Source organism: Halomonas sp. SpR8, assembly GCF_031010195.1.
GTDB lineage: Bacteria > Pseudomonadota > Gammaproteobacteria > Pseudomonadales > Halomonadaceae > Vreelandella.
Window position 1 is genome coordinate 25136 of sequence record NZ_JAUAMC010000006.1, and the last position, 16987, is coordinate 42122.

19 protein-coding genes are annotated in these 16987 nt (G+C 58.1%); 10 read left to right on the forward strand and 9 right to left on the reverse strand.

Annotated features, from left to right (window positions below):
- Position 1: 1 nt before the first annotated feature.
- The 3 genes from QT230_RS12840 to QT230_RS12850 all read right to left on the reverse strand — a co-directional run bounded on the left by QT230_RS12840 (position 2) and on the right by QT230_RS12850 (position 2128).
- Positions 2-784: a metal ABC transporter ATP-binding protein gene (locus tag QT230_RS12840; protein ID WP_308322244.1), complete on the reverse strand. Its 783-nt coding sequence runs from the start codon at positions 782-784 to the stop codon at positions 2-4.
- Positions 785-807: 23 nt separating this feature from the next.
- On the reverse strand, positions 808-1776 hold the full coding sequence (locus QT230_RS12845) for a metal ABC transporter solute-binding protein, Zn/Mn family (protein ID WP_308322245.1): 969 nt from the start codon (positions 1774-1776) through the stop codon (positions 808-810).
- 166 nt (positions 1777-1942) lie between these two features.
- Positions 1943-2128: a hypothetical protein gene (locus QT230_RS12850; RefSeq protein ID WP_308322246.1), complete on the reverse strand. Its 186-nt coding sequence runs from the start codon at positions 2126-2128 to the stop codon at positions 1943-1945.
- 181 nt (positions 2129-2309) lie between these two features.
- On the opposite strand from QT230_RS12850, the gene QT230_RS12855 reads away from it, so the two are divergent.
- From QT230_RS12855 to ureG, 10 genes are all read left to right on the forward strand, one after another.
- A complete protein-coding gene (locus QT230_RS12855; RefSeq protein WP_308322247.1) occupies positions 2310-2648 on the forward strand; it encodes a hypothetical protein in 339 nt (112 codons plus the stop codon).
- A 24-nt stretch (positions 2649-2672) separates the two neighbouring features.
- On the forward strand, positions 2673-3113 hold the full coding sequence (locus QT230_RS12860; RefSeq protein ID WP_308322248.1) for a copper chaperone PCu(A)C: 441 nt from the start codon (positions 2673-2675) through the stop codon (positions 3111-3113).
- A gap of 36 nt (positions 3114-3149) precedes the next feature.
- Positions 3150-3713 carry an SCO family protein gene (locus QT230_RS12865; RefSeq protein WP_308322250.1) on the forward strand — a complete coding sequence of 188 codons (564 nt, stop codon included), beginning with the start codon at positions 3150-3152 and terminating at the stop codon, positions 3711-3713.
- Between the two features lie 456 nt (positions 3714-4169).
- Positions 4170-5054 carry an urease accessory protein UreD gene (locus tag QT230_RS12870; RefSeq protein WP_308322251.1) on the forward strand — a complete coding sequence of 295 codons (885 nt, stop codon included), beginning with the start codon at positions 4170-4172 and terminating at the stop codon, positions 5052-5054.
- A 37-nt stretch (positions 5055-5091) separates the two neighbouring features.
- Positions 5092-5394 carry an urease subunit gamma gene (locus QT230_RS12875; protein ID WP_007112420.1) on the forward strand — a complete coding sequence of 101 codons (303 nt, stop codon included), beginning with the start codon at positions 5092-5094 and terminating at the stop codon, positions 5392-5394.
- 116 nt (positions 5395-5510) lie between these two features.
- Complete coding sequence (locus QT230_RS12880; RefSeq protein WP_308322252.1) at positions 5511-5831, forward strand: urease subunit beta; 321 nt, start codon at positions 5511-5513, stop codon at positions 5829-5831.
- Positions 5828-7543, forward strand: coding sequence for an urease subunit alpha (gene ureC, locus QT230_RS12885; protein ID WP_308322253.1), 1716 nt, complete (start codon positions 5828-5830; stop codon positions 7541-7543). The genes QT230_RS12880 and ureC overlap by 4 nt, the downstream gene beginning before the upstream one ends.
- A 9-nt stretch (positions 7544-7552) precedes the next feature.
- The gene (gene ureE / locus QT230_RS12890) at positions 7553-8080 is read left to right on the forward strand and encodes an urease accessory protein UreE (protein WP_308322254.1); all 528 of its coding nucleotides are present in this window, start codon (positions 7553-7555) and stop codon (positions 8078-8080) included.
- The gene (locus tag QT230_RS12895; RefSeq protein WP_308322255.1) at positions 8070-8801 is read left to right on the forward strand and encodes an urease accessory UreF family protein; all 732 of its coding nucleotides are present in this window, start codon (positions 8070-8072) and stop codon (positions 8799-8801) included. Before ureE ends, QT230_RS12895 begins: the two co-directional genes overlap by 11 nt.
- Positions 8802-8832: 31 nt before the next feature.
- Complete coding sequence (ureG, locus tag QT230_RS12900; RefSeq protein WP_308322256.1) at positions 8833-9471, forward strand: urease accessory protein UreG; 639 nt, start codon at positions 8833-8835, stop codon at positions 9469-9471.
- 17 nt (positions 9472-9488) lie between these two features.
- Here the strand turns inward: ureG and QT230_RS12905 are convergent, their stop codons facing one another.
- The 6 genes from QT230_RS12905 to QT230_RS12930 form a co-directional block, all read right to left on the reverse strand.
- Complete coding sequence (locus QT230_RS12905) at positions 9489-10415, reverse strand: YihY/virulence factor BrkB family protein (protein ID WP_308322257.1); 927 nt, start codon at positions 10413-10415, stop codon at positions 9489-9491.
- Between the two features lie 418 nt (positions 10416-10833).
- Positions 10834-11079: a formate dehydrogenase subunit delta gene (locus QT230_RS12910; protein ID WP_308322258.1), complete on the reverse strand. Its 246-nt coding sequence runs from the start codon at positions 11077-11079 to the stop codon at positions 10834-10836.
- Between the two features lie 11 nt (positions 11080-11090).
- A complete protein-coding gene (gene fdhD / locus QT230_RS12915) occupies positions 11091-11933 on the reverse strand; it encodes a formate dehydrogenase accessory sulfurtransferase FdhD (protein ID WP_308322259.1) in 843 nt (280 codons plus the stop codon).
- Positions 11930-14815: a formate dehydrogenase subunit alpha gene (gene fdhF / locus QT230_RS12920; protein WP_308322260.1), complete on the reverse strand. Its 2886-nt coding sequence runs from the start codon at positions 14813-14815 to the stop codon at positions 11930-11932. The genes fdhD and fdhF overlap by 4 nt, the downstream gene beginning before the upstream one ends.
- Complete coding sequence (locus QT230_RS12925) at positions 14812-16368, reverse strand: NADH-ubiquinone oxidoreductase-F iron-sulfur binding region domain-containing protein (RefSeq protein WP_308322261.1); 1557 nt, start codon at positions 16366-16368, stop codon at positions 14812-14814. Before QT230_RS12925 ends, fdhF begins: the two co-directional genes overlap by 4 nt.
- The gene (locus tag QT230_RS12930; RefSeq protein WP_308322263.1) at positions 16365-16859 is read right to left on the reverse strand and encodes a formate dehydrogenase subunit gamma; all 495 of its coding nucleotides are present in this window, start codon (positions 16857-16859) and stop codon (positions 16365-16367) included. The genes QT230_RS12925 and QT230_RS12930 overlap by 4 nt, the downstream gene beginning before the upstream one ends.
- Positions 16860-16987: the final 128 nt, after the last annotated feature.

The window sequence follows — 16987 nt, forward strand, 5'->3', positions numbered from 1 at the left end:
GTTATTTCCCCTTCGGGGCGGCGAATATCTGCGATTCGCTATCGCCCAGCAGGGCTATTTGGCCGCCGTAGGCCTGGCGAAGATGGTCGATCTTAAACACATCGTCGGCATCGCCGCTGGCAATCACACGCACATTAAGCAGCAGTAGCCAGTCGAAGTAGGCACGCACGGTTTGCAGGTCATGGTGGACCACAATCAGGGTTTTCCCCGCATCGCGCAGGCGGCGCAGAATATCGATAATCGCCCGCTCCGTGGTGGCGTCTACGCCAGCCATGGGCTCGTCGAGAAAGTACACATCGGCTTGTTGAACCAGCGCGCGGGCGAGAAACACCCGCTGCTGCTGGCCGCCCGAGAGTTGGCTAATCTGGCGATTGGCAAAGGCGCTCATGCCGACCATCTCAAGGGCTTCCTGCGCTTCGTTACGCTCTTTTCGACCCGGCCGTCTGAGCCAGCCCAAGCGCCCGTAAAGTCCCATGGTGACCACATCCAGCGCAGTGGTGGGAAAATCCCAGTCAACGCTTGAGCGCTGGGGCACGTAGCCTACCCGTTTTCGCTGGGCGGCGTAGGGGCGCCCATGCACCAGCACTTCACCGGATAGTGAAGGCACCAGCCCTAGCAGGCTTTTGATCAGCGTGCTCTTACCGGCGCCGTTAGGGCCGACAATACCCGCCATCACACCGGCGGGAATATCCAGGGCGATATCCCAAAGCACTGGCTGGTTATGGTAGCTCACCGTCAGGTTTTTAATGCTCAGAGCGGATTCTGTAGGGACGGATGTCGCCATGGATACGCTGCCTTATCGAATGCTTATTGAGCGAGTTGCCACTCGCTGGCCCAGTCGTCTAGTGCGCTTGGTAGCGGCGCCAGCGAACCGCCTAATGCTTTGACAATGTGCTGGGTGTTACGGTAGACCATCCCCATGTAGGTGCCGTCGACCGTGCCTTCATCGCCCATGGCGTCGGAGTATAGCTCACCACCGATCACGACATCATGGTCGCGCTGCTTGGCAGCATCAATCACTGCCTGAATGGTGCGCGGGTTGATCGTGCTCTCGACAAATATTGCGGGCACGTTACGCGCCACAACGCTATCCGCCATGTTACGAATATCGGCGATCCCGGTTTCGGTTTCGGTACTGATCCCTTGGATACCTTCAACCTTAATGTCGTAGGCACGGCCAAAATAGCTAAACGCGTCGTGGGCGGTGACCAGTACGCGCTGCTCTTCGGGGATGCTGGCGATACTCTCTTTGACCCACTCATGCAGTGCTTGTAGCTGAGCCTGATAGCGCTCGGTATTGGCTTCAATCGTCCTGGCGCACTCAGGGCGTGCTTCGCTAAAGGCATCGCTCAAGGTGGGCAGCGTTTGCGCCCATAAAGAGACATCCATCCACAGGTGAGGGTCAACCCCGTAGACATCCTGAGCGGTGATCAAAGACGCGGGATCAATGGAGGCGGGGGCCACGGCAAGTGTAGGTGTCCGCGCCGAGAAATTTTCCAGCACGCTCCCCAACTGTCCTTCCAGGGAGTAGCCCGAATAGAGAATGTACTCGGCGCCCCGTAGCAAGGCCACGTCGCTAGCGCTTGCCTGATATAGATGGGGGTCAACGCCTGGGCCCATCATCGCTTCCACATTAACGCATTCGCCGCCTACTTCCTGCCCCACATCGGCAATCATCCCAATCGTTGCCACCACGTTTAAGGGCGTTTCATCAGCGGCTGCCAACGTACTGAAAGAAAGCATTCCCAATAGAATCACAGCATGTTTTGTTGCCATTATTAAGCTCCAGACTCGACATGAGGTAGGTAGGAGAGGAAGCGGAGTTGCTCCGTGCAAACTTTTTGTCTTAAGGAAACAAGTATAGCCTTGGCTAAGTTTGTGGCGCGATTAATCCGATGTCAAGCGGATAAAAGTGCTGAGTGGAGCAGCAATATGAACCAGATTAATGGCCAAAATAAGGCGGGAAGAAGCGCAAGGCGTGATGTATGTCGTGCAGGGCAATCACGGCCGTTACCGACAGCTCGTTTACAAGATCCAGCATGGCTAACTGGTGGTGAATATCGAGATGGTTGGTCGGTTCATCAAGCAACAGTAGCTGAGGCGACTGGGCATGCGCGTGGGCAAACATTGCACATGCCAACCCGCTCGATAAAGTCAATGTCGTCGGCAGTTCTCCCGGCTGTTTGGAAAGCCAATGGGTGCGGCAGATTGGCGCAAAAAGCCTCTTTCATTAGCTAAACAGAATGATACTCGTTAAAGTAACTTGCTTGCCTAAATATTATTGCGAGATATTGCCGAGAAGCATCGTTATGCGCCAGAAACGTTCCTTTATACTGTTAATTGTATTTCCCATTGCTGCAATGCTGGTAGTGGGTGGGTTACTGTTTGCTGATCAGGCCATGACTGATCAGCAGGAAAATGATGATGTCCAACGAGCGCTGGCGGCAGCGCTGCAAACCTCAAGTAACATAGAGCTACAGCATCTTCAAAGTGTTAACTATGGCTACGGTGTGTGTGGCCTATACAAAGCATCTTTTGCTGGAAAAGGCTTCAAGCCATTTTTCTATGACATGGTTAATGATCATCTCATCCTCGATATTAACTCTCGCCGGTATCAGTCAAACTGTGGGCTGTCATCTATTTGTTAATAATCAATGAAGTGGAGTGCTTATATGTTAAAAGTAGTGGCAAATGCAGCGCTGAGGTTATTTATACTGACACTCTGCGCAGGAAGTGTGCACGCAGCTGAGGTTGAAGTAACCGACGCTAAGTTAAGTCTGCTACCGGGTGATTTACCTAGTGCAGGTTATTTTAATCTTACCAATACCAGTGATGCGCCGTTAGTGTTAGTGGGTGCAGAAAGCGCTTCGTTTCATATGACAGAACTGCATGTCAGCACTAATGAAGATGATGTTGCGCAGATGCATGCGGTTGAAGAAATTGAAGTTGCGCCGGGTGAAAGCTTTATCTTCGCCCCCATGGGTTATCATCTCATGTTTATGCATCGCACTCAGGTGCTAGAAGAGGGTGATAGTGTAGAGGTTGTGCTGCACTTTAAAGATCAGCAAGAGCTTCAGGTCCCCTTTAATGTGGTGGCGCCTGGCGCCCACTAATAACTGTTGCGGTGAATATTGCCTATGTGTAACAGGTTGCTTTTTGTTCTGGCGTTGCTGTTGCTGGTGGGATGTAGCGATCAGCAGTGGCGTACGACCGACATCTCCGAAATAATGCCGGCACTCGACTTTGATTTAGTCAATGAAGACGGTGTGGAAGTCGATGAAACGCTATATGAAGATAAAGCAACGCTGCTTTACTTTGGGTACACACACTGTCCTGATATTTGCCCCATCACGCTAGCTAAAATGGCCTCTGCCATAAGACAGCTTGATACAGATGCACGCGAGCACATACAGGTGCTGTTTATTTCCGTTGATCCCCGTCGGGATACTATCGATGTTTTGCGGCAATATACGGACGCATTTGGGCCTGAGTTCGTAGGATTGACGGGGAGCAATGCCGATATAGATGCCGTTGCTAACCGCTATCGTGTTACCTATGGCTATGGTGATGAGGATGCGAGTGGCAACTATAACGTCACACATACCAGCGCAGTTTTTGCGTTTGATCAGCAGGGTCAAGCAGCGTTCATGATTCGCGAAGGAGACACGCTGAAGTCGATCGTTGCAGATCTTAATCGCTTAATAAGCCTTTAACTTTACGTTATCCATCCCCCTCAATGTGAGTCGTTTGTGGATTTAGTCGCTAAAAACCTGTTTTAGCGACTAAGTTCTGTTGACAGCACTGCTTGGAGTGTCTTGCCAGTTGTTGATCAATAAGAAGTCATTAGGATATGTACTATAAAGATAAGCATCAGCTTGCCGCCGCCGATATGCTTTTAACGTGACGATTAGCGTGGGCGTTATGCTCTACGACGGTCATCCTGACTATCACCCATTTTAGTGCACTTATTTGGTGCTTTTTGTGCTGCATTCGATCTTTTTTGGTGCGAAAAAGACAAGGGTTTCGCCATGTCGTTAGGCTTATATCCCCGCATTGAGCACCCAATAGAGGTTTTCACCATTTTGGCGCATTAATTGCTTCTATTAAGTTAAAGGCACAGTGAATATCTGTCTGCCCAAGGCTTAGTGAAAAGGAAGCGATAGCTACCCATGATTCTGTGCGACCTCGCAAAACCACACGTTGCCTCCGGCCACCGCTTCGACGAAGGCCGCCACTGGGCGGCTTCGTTGGCGTTACGCTTTGCCAACTGCAACGGTGTCACCCGCATGGTGCAAGCTCGCCACGCCGGGCCGCTACGGGTGCAGCGCCCGTTTTACCCGGAAGGCAGTGATGAGGCGTGTCATATCTATGTCCTGCACCCGCCGGGCGGATTGGTCAGCGGCGATGCACTCACCATCAGCGCCCATGTAGAGCATGGTGCCCATGCGCTACTCACGACCCCGGCCGCTAATAAACTCTATAAAGCTGACAGTCAGGGCGTTGCCTGGACCCAGCACACCCGTTTGAGCGTTGAAGATGGCGGCACCCTTGAGTGGCTTCCCCAGGAGACCATCGCCTTTGATGGCTCCAAAGGCGAGCAACGCACCACGATTGATTTGCACGGCAGCGCCCGTTGCCTAGGCTGGGAAGTGATGGCGCTAGGCCGGCCGGCCAGCGAGTTACCTTACATTTCCGGGCGCATTGAGCAGCACTTTCGCTTAACCCTGGACGGCAAGCCGCTGTGGCTAGAACGCCAGCCGCTAGATCCGCTTCACCCACGCTTTAAGGGCCGCTGGGGCCAAGGCGGTGCAACGGTGCAAGCGACGCTATGGGCGGTGGGCATTCCTGATGCGCCTGCGGCGATTGATGCCCTGCGTGAAGCGCTGCCGGATAACCCACGCTGGGCAGTGACTGTGCGCCAAGATGTATTGCTGCTGCGCTATTTGGGCAGCTCGCGTAACGAAGCCTGGGCGCTGTGTGAGCAAGCCTGGTACTTACTTCGCCCCCTTTGGATAGCGCGTGAAGCGCATACGCCGCGAATTTGGCTAACCTAATCCGTACCCCTGTGATGCACTGCTGGAGACATATGCCATGGAATTAACCCCGAGAGACAAAGACAAGCTGCTGCTGTTCTCCGCCGCCCAACTGGCCGAGCGCCGCAAAGCACGCGGTTTAAAGCTCAACTACCCCGAGGCGGTGGCGCTAATCAGCTTTGAGATTATGGAAGGCGCCCGTGATGGCCGCAGCGTAGCCGATTTAATGAGCTATGGCCGCGAGATCCTTAGCCGCGACGATGTGATGGAAGGCGTCGCCGAAATGATCGACGACGTGCAGGTTGAAGCCACTTTCCCCGACGGCACCAAGCTGGTCACCGTCCATACGCCGATTGTGTGAGGGATTAATTGTGAGGAGTGAGGGGTTAAGGGTGAGGGGTGAATGGTTAGGGGTGAGTGGTTTTACTCCTCACATCTTACTCCTTACACCTCACAACAAAACGAAGGAGCAATCAAATGATTCCCGGTGAGTACAAGTTAAAAAACGGTGATATCGAGCTGTGCTTGGGCCGTGAGCGGATCAGCATTGAAGTGGCCAATACCGGCGACCGGCCGATTCAGATCGGCTCCCACTACCACTTTGCCGAAGCCAATCCCGCACTGACCTTTGATCGCGCCAAGGCGCGGGGCTACCGCTTGGATGTGGCCGCAGGCACGGCGATTCGCTTTGAACCCGGCCAAACCCGTGAAGTCACGCTAATTCCCTATGTCGGCAAGCGGGAAATTTACGGCTTCCGTGGCGATGTGATGGGTGCGCTGGATGGAGGTAAGCAATGAAACCGGTTAACAAGATCAGTCGGCAAGCCTACGCCGATATGTACGGCCCCACGGTAGGCGACCGTGTACGCCTGGGCGATACCGAGCTGTGGATTGAAGTCGAAAAAGACGCCACTCACTACGGCGATGAAGTGAAGTTCGGCGGCGGCAAAGTCATCCGCGACGGCATGGGTCAAAGCCAGCGCGCTGATGACACCGTGATGGATACGGTGATCACCAACGCGCTGATTTTAGACTGGTGGGGCATCGTCAAAGCCGATGTTGGCATTCAAAATGGCCGCATCGCCGCGATTGGCAAAGCGGGCAACCCCGATACCCAGCCGGATGTAGAGATCATCATTGGCCCCGGCACCGAAATCATCGCCGGAGAAGGCAAAATTCTCACCGCGGGCGCTCTGGATGCCCACATCCATTTTGTCTGCCCGCAGCTGGTGGAAGAAGCGCTGATGAGCGGCATTACCACCATGCTCGGCGGCGGCACCGGCCCGGCCACCGGCACCAACGCCACCACCTGCACTCCCGGCGCCTGGCACATCGGTAAGATGCTGCAATCGGTGGACGATATGCCCATGAACATCGGCTTTCTGGGCAAAGGCAACGCCAGCCTGCCCGAGTCCCTGGAGCTACAGCTTCAAGCGGGCGCCATGGGCCTCAAGCTCCACGAAGACTGGGGTACCACGCCTGCCTCGATTAATAACTGCCTCAACGTCGCTGATGCTTACGATGTGCAGGTAGCGATCCACACCGACACCCTAAACGAATCGGGCTTTGTGGAAGACACCTTGGCGGCGTTTAATGAGCGCTGCATTCACACCTACCACACCGAAGGCGCGGGTGGCGGGCACGCCCCGGATATCCTCACCGCCTGCTCGAAAGCCTATGTGCTGCCGTCATCCACCAACCCAACACGGCCCTACACGGTCAACACCATCGACGAACACCTCGACATGCTGATGGTATGCCACCACCTCGACCCCAATATCCCCGAAGACGTAGCTTTCGCTGATTCGCGCATTCGCCGCGAAACCATCGCCGCGGAAGATATCCTGCACGATCTGGGCGTAATCTCGATGATCGCCTCAGACTCTCAAGCCATGGGTCGCGTGGGCGAAGTGGTCTGCCGAACCTGGCAAACCGCGCATAAAATGAAGGTACAGCGCGGCCTGCTGCCAGAAGATGAAGCCCTGGGTGCCGATAACTTCCGTGCCAAGCGCTATATCGCCAAGTACACCATTAACCCAGCGATCACCCACGGCATTGCCCATGAAGTAGGCTCTATCGAAGTGGGCAAACTGGCGGATCTGGTGCTGTGGAAACCGGCCTTCTTCGGCGTAAAACCGGCGATGATGATTAAAGGCGGCATGATTGCGGCGGCGCCCATGGGCGACCCCAACGCCTCGATTCCCACGCCCCAGCCGGTGCACTACCGCTATATGTTTGGTGCATTAGGCCGAGCGGCTAGCCAGACCCGGCTCAGCTTCGTTAGCCAAGCTGCGTTAGACGCTGGCATTAAAGAGACACTGGGCCTTAATAGCCAACTGGCGGCGTGTAAAAACGTGCGCCAGGTGCGCAAGCAGGATATGAAGCTCAACGACGCCTGCCCCGATTTAACCGTCGACCCGCAAACCTATGAAGTGCGCTGCGATGGCGAAATATTAACCTGCGAGCCCGCCACCGAGCTGCCGCTGGCTCAGCGTTATCATTTGTTTTAAGGAGCCGTCATGCTGAAACTGATAGAACGTTTAGGGCTGATAGAGGAAAGCGCGGCGAGCGACACACTCACGCTGCCCTTTGAGCTACGCATCCGCGGGCGCTTAAAAACGCAAAGCGATAGCGGCCGTGAACTGGGACTGTTTCTGGATCGCGGCCCGGTGCTGCGCAGCGGAGAAGGCCTGAAAGCTGAAAGTGGCGAAGTCGTGCGCATCTGCGCCGCCGTAGAGCCGGTGGTGACCGCGCGAGTGAGTGCTGGCTTACCGCTGGCGCGGCTTGCTTACCACCTGGGCAATCGTCATGTACAACTGGCGCTGGGTGAAGACGAAAAGGGCGCTTGGGTGCGCTTTCCGCCAGACCACGTGCTGGAAGAGCTTGCCGAACTGCTGGGTGCTGAACTAGAGCACCACAACGACACCTTCGACCCAGAGCCCGGCGCCTATAACCAAGTGGGCGGCGGGCATTCCCATTCACACGGTCATGGCCATTCTCACGACCACGACCACGACCACGCACATGAGCACCACCATGCCCACTGATTCAGCCGCGCTAGCAAGCCAAAGCGGTGAGCTGGCGCTGCTAGGCTTAATGCAACTGGTCAGCCCCGCGCTGCCCATCGGTGCTTTTGCCTTCTCCCAAGGCCTAGAGAGCGCCTTTGAGCTGGACTGGGTGCGCGATGAAGCGAGCCTTGCCGAGTGGCTCAGCGGGGTATTGGAAGATGGCCTAACCCGCTGCGAACTGCCGGTGTTAGCGCGACTGCACGAAGCGTTTGATCAGGCGGACAGTCAATCAATTGCAACCTGGGATGAGTGGCTGGCCGCCACCCGGGAAACCGCTGAGTTAGCCGCGGAAGATAGCCGCCTGGGTGCTTCGCTTAAACGCCTGCTGGGCAGCTTGGACTTATTGCCAAGAGAAGAATCGCTGCCAAGTGAGGACTTACTAACGCCCTTGTTGCCGCCCCAGCCAGGCTACGTGACGCTATTCGCCTACACGGCGCATGCTCGCGGCGTGTCCGTTCGCCAAACGCTGCTGGGCTTTGCCTGGGCGTGGTTGGAAAATCAACTGGCGGTAGCCTGTAAGGCCTTGCCGCTAGGCCACACGGCGGCTCAGCGCGTGATTGAGCAGCTGCGACCAGCGTTAGTGATTGCCGTTGACCAAGCGCTAACGCTGGATGACGACGAGCTTGGCCCCGTGCTGCCCGGCTTGGCCTTGGCCAGTGCGTTGCACGAAACCCAGTATTCACGCCTGTTTAGAAGTTAAATAGATGTAAAGTTAATTTAAGGAGATAATGATGACTCACTGTTTACGCGTTGGTGTGGGTGGCCCGGTAGGGTCTGGCAAAACCGCGCTACTCAAGCAACTCTGTTTGGCGCTGCGGGATTACTACGATATCGCCGTGGTCACCAATGACATCTACACTCGCGAAGACGCCGACTTTTTGCTCAAGCACGATGCGCTGCCGGCGGACCGTATCCTGGGCGTAGAGACCGGCGGCTGCCCGCATACCGCGATTCGTGAAGACGCCTCCATGAACCTGGCGGCCATTGACGAACTGCAGGGGCGGCATCCCAAGTTGGAACTGGTAATGGTCGAGTCCGGCGGCGATAACCTCTCGGCGACCTTTAGCCCTGAGCTTTCCGATCTCACGCTCTACGTGATCGACGTCTCCGCCGGTGACAAAATCCCCCGCAAAGGTGGCCCCGGTATCACCAAATCTGACCTGCTGATCATCAACAAGATCGATATCGCCGAGCAGGTACATGCGTCGTTAGACATCATGGAGCGCGATTCCAAGAAAATGCGCGGCGAGCGGCCCTTTGTGTTTACCAATCTCTATGACGGGGTGGGGCTTGAAGAGATCATCCGCTTTATTCTCGATAAAGGGATGTTGGACGAGCGGCGCCCGCAGGCTGCAGCGACCGCTAATTGAGGGTGTAACCCCTATGCTCAATTGACCCGGGTGATCGGCTGACGGCTCGGGTCGACATGCCATGGCATGCCAAGGCGGGTATTGCGTTCCAGTTCGGCAATCACCTGGGCGCCCAGCAGTAAAATGATGGCGCCCACTTCCAGGCTAATCAGCACGATTACCAGCGTGGCCAGCGAACCGTAGACGGCGTTTACGAACGACAGATTGGCGAAATAGTAAACCAGTAACAGCCGAACTCCCTCCCACATCAATGCTGCGACGAAGCCGCCTACGATTGCCCGGCGTAAAGCGATGCGCACCACCGGCAGTACTTTGTAGATAGCGCTGAAAAGTAGAAAAACGCCGATGAAGCTGGTTAGGTTAAGCACCGGTTCTGACAATCCCGCCAATGGCAGTTCTCGGTCGAAAATGGCCATGACCAGCGCATTCAGCGAACTGGCCAGGGTGACCACCAGGGTCAGCATCATCAGCGCCGCCCCGAGTACCACCATAAAAGCGTAAGGCAGCATGACCGACACCCAGGCGCTGCGCTTGATATGCGGGCTATCCGGCGCATGGAAAATAATCGCTAAAGCATCTTCGAGCATACGAAAGGCGAATGAGCTGAACAGTAGCAGAATGGGAAAGCTCAGAATGCCGATGACATCGCGGGAGTCCAGCAGGCTGCGCACGGCCTCAACCAAGACCTCGGCATGGGCGGGAGCCATATGGCGTGCTTGTATCGACAGCACATTAAGCAGGTGCTGCTGATCCACCACATGGGTTAATAGCACCACCAGCACGGCAAAAAGCGGCACGATAGAGAGCAGGATATTGTAGCCCACGCCACCGGCAAGCAGGATACCGTGATTTTTTAGGAAATTGCGTAATACACGCCAGGTAAAGTGAGCCAGCCGAGGGAGCAGGAGCAAGACAGCGCTAAAAAATGCGTGGTTTCGAACCATACTTGCCATTCTCCTTGTTCACTAGTGCCATCATACGCTCATGGGCATGGCAAATAGCAAACGCTGGGAACAATCGCAAACAGCAATCGCAAAGAGCAAGGAAGACCAATCATTGTCTAGCCGAAAACAAAAAGGTCGCCCTGACCAGGCGGTAGAAAGGTCAGGGCAACCGAAGAGAGTGGCTAAGCGACTTGCTTAAAAACGGGCCATCCTTGGCCACCACCCCTTAACCATGAACGCTTAAGCTCGATATAACATTAACCTAGGTTATGAAATTAGCTAGTAATTGCTAAATTACTGCGTATAAAGCAGAAAAAATAAAAAAAGTGGTTAAAGCTGGCACATGGCAGGTCGATAAATAATCAATCTATACGCCAAAACTCGCCTATCAAGATTGATTTTGGAAGATGTTCAATGCTCATCCGGCATGACGTTTTGCAACCCTTTCCGCCAGCAGGATGACGGCCCGCCGCGCTAGAGGTGACAGCTCGCCATCCTCGTGTTCCAGGGCTGCGACCAGACGATGCTTCATTGAGCGTGCCCAGAAGGTTTCCAGGTGGCGACAGGTGGCCGCTGCCGCCGTTTCCGCATCGCGACCACCGCCCAGGTTAGCGGCAATCTGGTTAGTCATGTGAATCAGGTGGGTATCGTTTTGCGCCGACATTGCATGTCTCCTCAGCCGTGGGCAATAGCCGCCGTGAAGGGGCGGTGGTAAATCAAGTGGCGACCGGGTCGCGCAAAGCCTGCCAGCAGCAGCCCCGATGCCTGGGCCTGCTCCACGGCCAGGGCGGTAGCCGCTGATACCGCCACCAGGGCACCGATACTGGCACTGGCACATTTGTGAACCATCTCGTAGCTGGCGCGGCTGGTGACCAGCGCGAACCCTTCGCCGAGGGGAGCGGCCTCGCGGGCGAGGGCACCGATCAGTTTGTCCAGGGCATTGTGGCGGCCCACATCCTCGCGCAGCCGTTTAATGTTCCCCCGAGCATCGCACCAGGCGGCGCCGTGGCTGGCACCTGTGGCCGCCTGGAGTGGCTGATGGGCGACTAACTCCCGCAGTGAGCGCTGTATAGCGGCATCGCTAAGCGACGGCGCTATGACAGAGGGGATCGGGCGAATGGCCTGTTCCAGGGCTTCGGTGCCGCATAAGCCGCAGCCGGTGCGTCCTGTCAGGCTGCGCCGCCGCTGTTTGAGTTCGGCCATCCGTTGGCTGGCAATGGTGAGCTGAACGCTGAGACCTTGAGGCTCTTCGTGGATATCGAGGTCGTAGCACTCATCGGTATTTGCCAGGATTCCTTCGGAAAGGCTGAAGCCGAGGGCAAAATCCTCAAGGTCGGCGGGGCTTGCCATCATCACCGCATGGGAGATGCCGTTGTAGACCAGCGCTACCGGTATTTCCAGCGCCAAAAAGTCCTCCTCGGCATCGGTGTGCCAGCCGGTGGTACCGCGGCGCACCTCCACCGGCTGTCGTGTCAGAGCTGCTGACACCACCGCGTCGCTTGTGTACTCGGTGTTCATGGAGTCTCCTGGTGGGCCTTGGTCAGGTAGTCACGCTGGGCCAGGTCGAACGCGCTAAAGCGCTGCTGCCAGGCGGAGGGTTGGCTGACTTTCTCCACCTGCACCGCCGTGACCTTGTATTCCGGACAGTTGGTGGCCCAGTCAGAATTGTCGGTGGTGATGACGTTAGCCCCGCTTCCCGGGTGGTGGAACGTGGTGTACACCACCCCCGGCTGCATGCGCTCGCTGAGCCGAGCGCGCAGCACCGTTTGCCCGGCGCGGCTGGTGATGCCCAGCCAGTCACCGTCACGTACGCCGCGCAGTTCGGCATCTGACGGGTGCAGTTCCAACACGTCTTCATCGTGCCAGCGCTGGTTATCGGTACGCCGGGTCTGGGCGCCCACGTTGTACTGGCTGAGAATCCGCCCGGTGGTGAGCAGTAGCGGGAAGCGGCGGTTAGCGCGCTCTTCAGTGGCCACGTACTCGGTAATCGCAAAGCGCCCCAGGCCGATGGGGAAATCCGTCTCGTGCATGGTCGGCATGCCCAGCGGGTACTCGGCGTTGCAAGGCCACTGCAGGCTACCGCACTCTTCGAGCTTGGCGTAGCTGACGCCTGCGAAGCTTGGCGTCAACTGAGCGACCTCGTCCATGATCTCGGACGGGTGGGTGTAGTGCATCGGGTAGCCCAGCGCATTGGCCAGGTCCTGGGTAACTTCCCAATCTTCCTTGCCTGCTACCGGGGGCATTACCTTGCGCACCCGGTTGATGCGCCGCTCGGCGTTGGTGAAGGTGCCGTTCTTCTCAAGGAAACTTGAACCCGGCAGCAGCACGTGGGCGAACTTGGCCGTTTCGTTGAGGAAGATATCCTGAACGATCAAGCAGTCCAGCGAGCGCAGCGCCGTTTCAACGTGTTGGGTATTGGGGTCGGACTGGGCGATATCTTCGCCCTGTACATAAAGCGCCTTGAAACTGCCCTCAATGGCAGCGTCGAACATATTGGGGATGCGCAGCCCCGGCTCGTCATCCAGGGGGACGCCCCAGGCGGCCTCGAAGCGGCCACGGGCGGTGGCGTCAGATACGTGCTGGTAGCCTGGCAGTTCGTGGGGGAAGGAGCCCATATCGCAGGCGCCCTGCACGTTGTTCTGACCGCGCAGCGGGTTCACGCCCACGCCCTCGCGGCCAATATTGCCGGTGGCCATGGCCAGGTTGGCAATCCCCATCACCATGGTGGAGCCCTGGCTATGCTCGGTAACGCCCAGCCCGTAGTAGATGGCACCGTTGCCTGCCGTAGCGTAGGTGCGAGCCGCTTGACGCACGGCCTCGGCGGGCACGCCGGTGGTTGCCTCGCTGGCCTCCGGGGAGTGGCGCGGCTCAGCAATAAACTCACGCCAGCGGTTATAGGCATCGGTGTCGCAGCGCTTGGCGACAAACGCCTTGTCTTCCAGACCCTCCGTCACCACCACGTGACCCAGCGCGTTGACCAGCGCCACGTTGGTGCCCGGGCGCAGCGGCAGGTGCTGCGCTTCATTCAGGTGCGGCGTTTTCAACAGATCGATGCGGCGCGGGTCGGCGACGATCAGCTTGGCGCCCTGGCGCAGGCGCTTGCGCATCATTGAGCCGAATACCGGGTGGGCGTCGGTGGGGTTGGCGCCAATCACGATAATGGCGTCGGCCTTCATTACCGAGTCGAAGGTTTGGGTACCCGCGGATTCGCCCAGCGTGGTTTTCAGGCCGTAGCCGGTGGGCGAGTGGCAGACCCGCGCGCAGGTGTCGGTGTTGTTGTTGCCAAACGCCGCGCGGATCAGTTTCTGCACCAGGTAGGTCTCTTCGTTGGTGCAGCGCGATGAGGTAATCCCGCCAATGCTCTCACGGCCGTGCTCGGCCTGAATTGCTTTAAGGCGGCTGGCGGCAAAGGTGATCGCCTCTTCCCAGCTTGCTTCACGCCAGGGCTGGTCGATGCTGTCGCGAATCATCGGCGTGGTCAGGCGGTCCGGGTGGGTGGCGTAGCCGAAGGCAAAGCGCCCCTTGACGCAGGAGTGGCCGTGGTTAGCGTCGCCGCCCTTGTAGGGCACCATGCGTACCAGCTGGTCACCCTTCATCTGGGCCTCGAACGAACAGCCCACGCCGCAGTAAGCACAGGTGGTTACCACGCTGTGCTCGGGCACGCCGTGTTCGATGACGCTTTTTTCCATCAGTGTGGCGGTGGGGCAGGCCTGCACACAGGCTCCACACGAAACGCAGTCCGAGTCCATGAACGCATCGTTCTGGCCCGCCGCCACCTTGGATTCGAATCCGCGGCCATCAATGGTCAGCGCAAAGGTGCCCTGCACTTCTTCGCAGGCGCGTACGCAGCGCGAGCAGACAATGCACTTACTGGGGTCGAAGCTGAAGTAGGGGTTGGATTCGTCCTTGCTGGCCTGGAGGTGGTTCTCGCCCTGGAACCCGTAACGCACTTCGCGTAGCCCCACGCTGCCAGCCATGTCCTGCAGTTCGCAGTCACCGTTGGCGGGGCAGGTCAGGCAGTCCAGCGGGTGGTCGGAGATGTACAGCTCCATCACGTTGCGACGCAGCTTGGCCAGTCGCTCGTTCTGGGTGGTCACCTTCATGCCTTCTACGACCGGCGTGGTGCAGGCCGCAGGCAGGCCGCGGCGCCCCTCCACCTGCACGGCGCAGAGTCGGCAGGAGCCAAAAGGCTCCAGACTGTCGGTGGCGCACAGCTTTGGAATGTTGATATCCGCCAGCGCCGCCGCGCGCAGTACCGAGGTTCCTACCGGCACGCTGAGCGTGACACCGTCGATCTCGAGGTTGACGGTGGCCGCGCTGGCGGCTGGAGCGGGCGTGCCGCAGTCGCGGCTGAAGTCGACGCTGTTTGCCTGACGCTGTGGATCGAAATGTTGGATCATGATTGCTCTCCATTCGCCGAACGCTGGAAGTCGCTGGGGAAGTGTTTCAGCGCGCTTTGTACCGGGAAGGGGGTCATGCCGCCCATGGCGCAGAGCGAGCCGTCTACCATCGTTTCGCAAAGGTCGCTCAGCAGGGCGAGGTTGGCCTCGCGATTGTCGTTGGCGCGAATGCGGTCAATCACCTCCACGCCCCGGGTCGAGCCAATCCGGCAGGGCGTACACTTGCCGCAGGACTCCTCTTTGCAGAACTCCATCGAAAAGCGTGCCTGTTCGGCCATGTCGACGCTGTCGTCGAACATCACCACGCCGCCGTGGCCGACGCCTGCGCCGACCTCGGCGAAGGTCTCGTAATCCAGCGGCATGTCCCACTGGCTCTCAGGCAGGTAGGCGCACAGCGGCCCGCCCACCTGGACGGCGCGCAAGGGCCTGTCGGTTAATGTGCCGCCGCCGAAATCCTCCATCAGCGTGCGCAGGGTGGTGCCAAAGGCGAGTTCCACCAGACCACCACGCTTGACGTTGCCCGCCAGTTGGAGGGCCAGGGTGCCCCGCGAGCGGCCCATGCCGTGAGTGGCGTAGGCCTCGGCGCCTTCGGCCAGAATGAACGGTACGGCGGCCAGCGAGAGCACGTTATTGACAACCGTGGGGCGGCCAAACAACCCTTCGATGGCGGGCAGCGGTGGCTTGAAGCGCACCATGCCGCGCTTGCCTTCCAGGCTTTCGAGTAGCGAGGTTTCCTCACCGCAGATATAGGCCCCGGCGCCGAGGCGTACTTCCAGATGGAAGGTACGGCCACTGCCGCAAAGGTTGTCGCCCAGGTAACCGGCCTGCTCGGCGCGGGCAATGGCTTCGTCGAGCACCTGCTTGGCCAGTGGGTATTCGGAACGCAGGTAGATATAGCCCTGGGTTGCCTCAACGGCAAGCCCGGCGATGGTCATCCCCTCAATCAGCATGTAAGGGTCGCACTCCATCGCCAGGCGATCGGCGAAAGTGCCGGAATCGCCTTCGTCGGCATTGCAGACGATGTATTTCTGATCGGCAGGCGTGTCGAGTACGGTTTGCCACTTGATGCCGGTAGGGAAGGCGGCTCCGCCACGCCCACGCAGGCCGGAGGCTTTGACTTCCTCGACGATGTCCTGGGGCTCGCGCTGCAGCGCTGCCTCCAGGCCGCAAAAACCGCTGTGGGCGCGATAGTCGTCAATCGACAACGGGTCGGTGATGCCGATACGCGCAAAGGTCAGGCGCTGCTGACGCGCGAGGTAGTCAATCTCCTCCGTGGGACCCAGCGCCAGGGGGTGGCTGACGCTGCCTTCGAGCAGGCCGCTGTCGAGCAGCGCCGTTACATCCCCCGGCGTTACCGGGCCGTAGGCGAACCGCCCGATGGGGGTTTCGACTTCCACCAGCGGCTCGAGCCAGGCAAGGCCGCGGGAGCCGTTGCGTACCAGCGTGATCGATTGGCCGCGTGCGGCGGTTTCTCTTCTCAGTCGGCTGGCGATCATGTCGGCACCCAGCGAAAGCGCGGTGGTATCGCGGGGCACAAAAACGCGAATGCTCATCCCATCACCTCCAGCGGCCGGATTTGTAGCTCATCCATCAATGCATCGAAGGCGTCCGGGGTAACCCGCCCGCGCACGCTGTCGTCAACGCGAATGGACGGGCCGCAGGCGCAGTTGCCCAGGCAGTAAACGGCTTCGAGGGTGATTTCGCGATCCTGCGTGGTCTGGTGGTAATCCACGCCTAGATGCGCTTTGGCGTGGGCTTCCAGGGCGCGGCCACCCACCGCCTGGCAGGCCTCGGCGCGGCAGATCTGTACCACGTGGCGGCCAGGAGGCGCGGTGCGAAAATGGTGGTAGAAGCTGATCACCCCATGCACTTCGGTGCGAGTCTGGTTCAAGGCTTCAGCGATGAGCGGCACCGCTGCCTCGGGGATGAAGCCGAAGCGATCCTGAAGGGCGTGAAGTATCGGCAGCAGAGCGCCGGGCTTGTGCTTCAGGGCGTCGATCTCGGCCTGAATCGCCTGCGGCGCCCACTCCTGGGAATGGTTCATGATGCCCTCCTCACGACTGCTTATTATGTTTTAAATATGCACTGCTTTTCATATTTAAAAAGACGTGCATCACGGTTAAGACAACGCTAGCATCAAGTTATCGACTTAAAAATATGAAATAGTGTGCC